This is a genomic window from Streptomyces caniscabiei (assembly GCF_014930365.1).
Lineage (GTDB): Bacteria > Actinomycetota > Actinomycetes > Streptomycetales > Streptomycetaceae > Streptomyces > Streptomyces caniscabiei.
In genome coordinates this window covers 1-5,330 of record NZ_JABXWI010000048.1, presented here as the reverse complement: position 1 = coordinate 5,330, position 5,330 = coordinate 1, and the positions used below count along the sequence as shown (strand labels likewise).

The 5,330-nt window shown below is 68.3% G+C and carries 3 protein-coding genes and 1 pseudogene; 1 reads left to right on the top strand and 3 read right to left on the bottom strand.

Annotated features, from left to right (window positions below; translation table 11 throughout):
- Positions 1–418 precede the first annotated feature (418 nt).
- From HW837_RS47840 to HW837_RS47830, 3 genes and pseudogenes are all read right to left on the bottom strand, one after another.
- Positions 419–766, bottom strand: a pseudogene (locus HW837_RS47840) (helix-turn-helix domain-containing protein); the annotation flags it as partial.
- 501 nt (positions 767–1,267) lie between these two features.
- The gene (locus HW837_RS47835; protein ID WP_193382248.1) at positions 1,268–2,599 is read right to left on the bottom strand and encodes a cytochrome P450; all 1,332 of its coding nucleotides are present in this window, start codon (positions 2,597–2,599) and stop codon (positions 1,268–1,270) included.
- A gap of 168 nt (positions 2,600–2,767) precedes the next feature.
- On the bottom strand, positions 2,768–3,451 hold the full coding sequence (locus HW837_RS47830; RefSeq protein ID WP_045563544.1) for a TetR/AcrR family transcriptional regulator: 684 nt from the start codon (positions 3,449–3,451) through the stop codon (positions 2,768–2,770).
- Positions 3,452–3,552: 101 nt separating this feature from the next.
- Here HW837_RS47830 and HW837_RS47825 point away from each other — a divergent pair, with 101 nt between their 5' ends.
- Positions 3,553–5,139, top strand: a complete 1,587-nt coding sequence (locus HW837_RS47825) for an acyl-CoA mutase large subunit family protein (RefSeq protein ID WP_193382249.1) — start codon at positions 3,553–3,555, stop codon at positions 5,137–5,139.
- Positions 5,140–5,330 lie beyond the last annotated feature (191 nt).

The window sequence follows — 5,330 nt, the reverse complement described above, 5'->3', positions numbered from 1 at the left end:
GAGGCCGAGGCTTCTTCTTCCCCATGCTCTCCATGATGGACATCCTCCCGGGGCAGAACCCCTGATCTCGAATGTCCGTCAAAGCGGATCAAGCCCAGAACAGCCCCTGTTACACGGGCATCAGGCCGCGGTCACGTGGTCGTGGCCCGGACCGTCAAGAACCAGCGACTGGCTTCAGCGGGGCACATGTGGGCCTTCGCAGCCCTCCGTACGCAGACTCCCCCGCACCCACCATGACCGACGGCGAGCCGGCGGAGAACGCCATACCGCAGCTCTCAGGCACCTGTTCGACAAACTGCTCGGCTGCCTCTACCACTGCCTACAGCACCGCACGCTGTTCGACTCCGATCGCGCCTTCACACCACCTGTAGACCTTGCCGCCCGAGCATCAACTTGACCTACCAGCGACATGAGATGTCTCCGACTGCTCGGCGACCTGGTGGTCTCGGGCGGGGACCAGAGTGCCGTCCACGATCAGCACGGCGTCGCGGCGGAACCGTTTGCGCGGCTGCAGTGCCGACGACGGGCCGAGGTGATCGACGATCCGGTCGGCAGCGGACTTGGACACCCCGAACAATGGCGTCAGTCGGCGCAGTGTCAGGTTCGTCCGTCAGCAGGCGGTAACCAGCAGCACGCGGTCCTCCAGCGGCAGGCTCCACGGTCCGCCCTTGCGCACCGGATCCGCACCCTCGCGCCGCAACGCGGGCCCGGCGCCACACCGTGGTCCCCGTCGACGCGGGGGTGGTTCGTCCCCGTGGAACTCCACCACTGGGGCATCTCGTGCTCCCCGCCAACGCAATCGTGGGTGCGGCTGCTGACAGCATCCTCACCAACCCTCGGCAGCAACCGTCTGTGATCATTGGCCTCACCGGAGCAACTTTGCCGGCACGCCCTGCCAACCCCATCTGGAGCCAATCCCTGGGGAGAATCTGGGGAGTTGGACGGTGCTGGGGAGCGCGTGGGGAGAATCGACTGCGTAACCGGGCACGAGCGCGAAAGGCCCCGAAAGACGGATCGGCCCAGGCCAGAGAGGTTCGCAGCGGCATCACCGCAGGTCAGCGCCACCAGGGAGATGACTTCAAGAGAATCTCTTCATCTCTGGCCTCACGTTCACGGCCCGTTTTCCAGGAGCCCTGCCTGGCCAACCTGCGCATGCCCCAACTCGCCGGGTCGGCGGCGGCCCGCTGCGGAGGGTGCCAGCCGCCTTTTGAGGAGCAGATGCCTCAGGCATTCGGCCCGCACGGTTCACGGCTCCGACGCACAGCGGCTACTCCACCACCATCTTCAGGGGGGCTCGGAACGACAACAGGCCGAGCATCGGCGGTTCCCCGGCCCCGGCTGCCGGTCGTATATCCGGAAGTCTGCGGGCTGCAGCCCGCAGGGCCACTGCTGCTTCCGTGCGTGCCAGCGAAGCGCCCGGGCAGCGGTGCCGGCCGGCGCCGAAGGCCAGGTGGTGGCGGATGTTCTCCCGGTGCGGGCACATGCGTTCCGGGGACGGGAAGACCTCTGGATCGGATCCGCTGCCGAGGAGCATCACCAGCACCTGTGCGCCCGCCGGCAGTCGTACCCCGCTCAGTTCGGTGGACTGCGCCGTCACCCGGCGCCAGGTGGTCACGGGTGGCTCGCGCCGCAGGACCTCTTCCACCCAGGCCTCCGCCAGGCCCGCCTCGCCGGCCACGCGCAGCCACATGCCTGACTCGGCCATCGCCCGGCGCAGGACGGTGGTGATCAGCTGCCCGGTGGTGGACTGGCCGGCGATGAAGACGAAGAAGCACACACCGACCGCGGTCTCGACGTCCAACGGCCCGCCGTCAGGCAGCCGGTGGCGGGCGAGCGCCCCGATGAACGAGTCGGAAGCAGCCATGCCACCGCGCACGGTCGCGGTGAGCCACTGGTGGAAGTCCACGACGAGCTTCGCCAGCTCCAGTTGCCGCTCCGGTGTGGGCCTGCCCCAGAACAGCTCCAGCGAGGCGTCGCTCCAGCGGATCAGGGTGGCCGGTTCGACGCCGCGTATGCCGAGGAGCTCCATCAGCACCCTGCACGGGAGGAGCTGGGCGAATGAGGTGAACAGGTCGCAGTCGCCAGTCGAGTCGATCCGTGACCGTACTTCGTCGACGAGCAGTTCGTCGGCGATGCGCTCGATCACCGGCACGGCGTCCGCCACACGGTTCGCGTGGAAGAACCGGGTGACCACTCGACGCAGTCCGGCATGGGTCGGGCTGCCGTTGTTGGCGAGCGCGGGCGGAAGGGAGAAACCGCCACGGGCGAGGACCCGCAGCACGGCAACGGGCAGTGGGGTGACGCTGTGTTGGGCGTTGTCGGGAAGGAAGACGTCCGGGTCCAGCAGTACCTGGCGCACGTCATGGTGGCGGCTGATCAGCCAGAGCCCTGTGATCGGGTCGTGGTGTACGGGAGCCTCGGACCGCAGGAGATCCAGCCAGGGGTAGGGGTCGCGTACGAAGGTGTCGCCGAACAGGTCGAGCGGACCGAGCGGACCGAGCGGACCGAGCGGATCACCGGTGTGGGGAAACCCGTGATCCAGTCCGTGCCCTGCCGCTCCGCCATCGGGTGCCCATGTGTCCTGAGCTGGGGAAGTCACGGCCGGAAGCTAGCACGCACCGGATCCAGTACCGAGCGTATGTGCGCGGCATCACTCGGTCACCTCCGGATCTGCTGACGCGGCCGGACGACCGGCCGGGCCCCACCGGCCCATCCCGGCGACCGACCGGATCCCGCTCGCCCATACTCACGGTCCACGGTGCCACGCTCAGCGCCCGCGCCCGCCCTCGACGAGGCGCCGCAGCTCGGGGAGCAGGGCGTCGATGTCCTGGCCGGTCCGGAACGCGACGACGGTGGTACCGCGCCCATCTTCCGGCGAGGAACCGGGTGCCGGGAACAGTGCGAGCACCTCGCGCATGGCCTCGTCGACCTCCGTGACCGGATCGGAGGACTCGCCGCGCAGCCATCGGCGGAGCACGTGGTTGTGGGCCGCGACGACGGACGCCGCCATGAGTTCGGCTCTCAGTGACGCCGACTCCGTCGGGTCCCCCATCCAGTCCGCGATGAACTCACGGAACAGGCGCTGGTATCGCGCCACACTGGCGATCTCCCGGTCGCGCAGCGCCGCCACCTTGCTGGTCAGCACATACCGCCGCCGAGCGAGATCGCCTTCGTCGATGTAGTGCAGCAGCACCAGGCGGACCGCGTCGGACACGGCGACCAGTGCGGTGCTGTGGCTGGAGGTCGCCAGCCGGTCCCTGATCAGCTCCATCAACCGGTCATGGTCGGGGAAGATCACCGCTTCCTTGGACCGGTAGTGCCGGAAGAACGTGGTACGTCCCACACCGGCCCGTTCGGCGATGTCGTCGACGGTGGTCTGCTCGTATCCGCGCTCGTCGAACAGGGCGAACGCGGCGTCCGCGAGTCGCATCCGCGCAGATGGCTTGCTCATGGTCATTCATCCTCCCCCATCCCGGTGTCCGGATGTCTCTTGCCCTCACCGATGGTACTGAGTACCGTTCTGAAGGCATTGAGTACCAAGGAGGCTCCAGCATGGATTCCGTCGCCGAGAGCGAGTCCGGCCTGCCGATCCAGCCGGTGTACGACGGCCGGGCGCTGACGGATTTCGACGCGGACGCCAAGCTGGGCGCTCCGGGCCGGTTCCCGTTCACCCGGGGCGTGTACCCGTCGATGTACACGGGCCGGCCCTGGACGATGCGGCAGTACGCCGGCTTCGGCACGGCGAAGGAGTCCAACGAGCGCTACCACGAGCTGGTCGACGCCGGCACCGGCGGCCTGAGCGTGGCCTTCGACCTGCCGACACAGATGGGTTACGACTCCGACGAGGCCATCGCCCGGGGCGAGGTCGGCAAGGTCGGCGTGGCGATCGACTCCATCGAGGACATGCGGACGCTGTTCCACGGACTGCCGCTGGACAAGGTGTCGACGTCGATGACGATCAACGCCCCGGCGTCGACCCTGCTTCTGCTGTACCAACTGGTCGCGGCCGAACAGGGCGTCTCCGGCGATCAGTTGACCGGCACGATCCAGAACGACGTGCTCAAGGAGTACATCGCCCGCGGCACCTACATCTTCCCGCCCCAGCAGTCCCTGCGGTTGATCAGCGACATCTTCGCCTACTGCCACCGGGAACTGCCGCGCTGGAACACCATCTCCATCTCCGGTTACCACATGGCCGAGGCCGGAGCCACGCCCGCGCAGGAGATCGCGTTCACCCTGGCCAACGCCAAGGAATACGTGCGCACCGCGATCGCCGCCGGCCTGGACGTCGACGACTTCGCACCCCGCCTGTCCTTCTTCTTCGTCGCCCGGACCACGCTGCTGGAGGAGATCGCGAAGTTCCGCGCCGCCCGCCGTATCTGGGCCCGCATCATGCGTGAGGAGTTCGGCGCCAGGAACCCCAAGTCCCAGATGCTGCGCTTCCACACCCAGACCGCCGGCGTCCAGCTGACCGCGCAGCAGCCCGAGGTCAACCTCGTCCGCGTCGCCCTCCAGGGCCTGGGCGCGGTCCTCGGCGGCACGCAGTCCCTGCACACCAACTCCTACGACGAGGCCATCGCCCTGCCGACCCAGAAGGCGGCGCGACTCGCCCTGCGCACCCAGCAGGTCATCGCCTACGAGACCGACGTCACCAGCACCGTGGACCCGTTCGCCGGGTCGTACGTCATGGAGTCGATGACCGACGATCTCGAGGCGGCGGCGCTGGAGCTGATCCAGGCCGTCGAGGATCGCGGCGGCGCGGTCGCCGCGATCGAGCAGGGTTTCCAGAAGTCCGAGATCGAGAAGTCCGCGTACCGGGTCGCCCTGGAGATCGACAAGCGGGAACGGACCGTGGTCGGGGTCAACAAGTACGTCCTCGACGAGGAAGAACCCTACGAACCCCTGCGCGTCGACCCCCAGATCGAGGCCGACCAGTGCGAACGCCTCACCGCGCTGCGCCGCGACCGCGACAACGACGCCGTCTCACGCGCACTCGACGCCCTGCGGTCCGCCGCGCGGGGCACGGACAACGTACTGCCCCTGATGCGCGAGGCCCTGGCGCTGCGGGCCACGGCCGGCGAGGTCTCCCACGCCTTGCGCGACGTCTGGGGCGTGTACGTACCTCGCGACACCTTCTGACGCATCAGACCCACTTTCCGCAGCCTGAACCTCAGCAAGAAGGGATCCATGCGGTGAGCGCCGACCTCCCAGAACCGCCCGAGACCGACATCCACACGACCGCGGGGAAGCTCGCGGATCTGCAGCGCCGGATCCACGAGGCGACGCACGCCGGCTCCGAGCGCGCGGTGGAGAAGCAGCACGCCAAGGGC

What these genes read in the sequence shown, in the direction of transcription:
- HW837_RS47830 (WP_045563544.1), bottom strand. Translation starts at nt 3,451, where the DNA reads ATGAGCAAGCCATCTGCGCGGATGCGACTCGCGGACGCCGCGTTCGCC.
- HW837_RS47825 (WP_193382249.1), top strand. Translation starts at nt 3,553, where the DNA reads ATGGATTCCGTCGCCGAGAGCGAGTCCGGCCTGCCGATCCAGCCGGTG.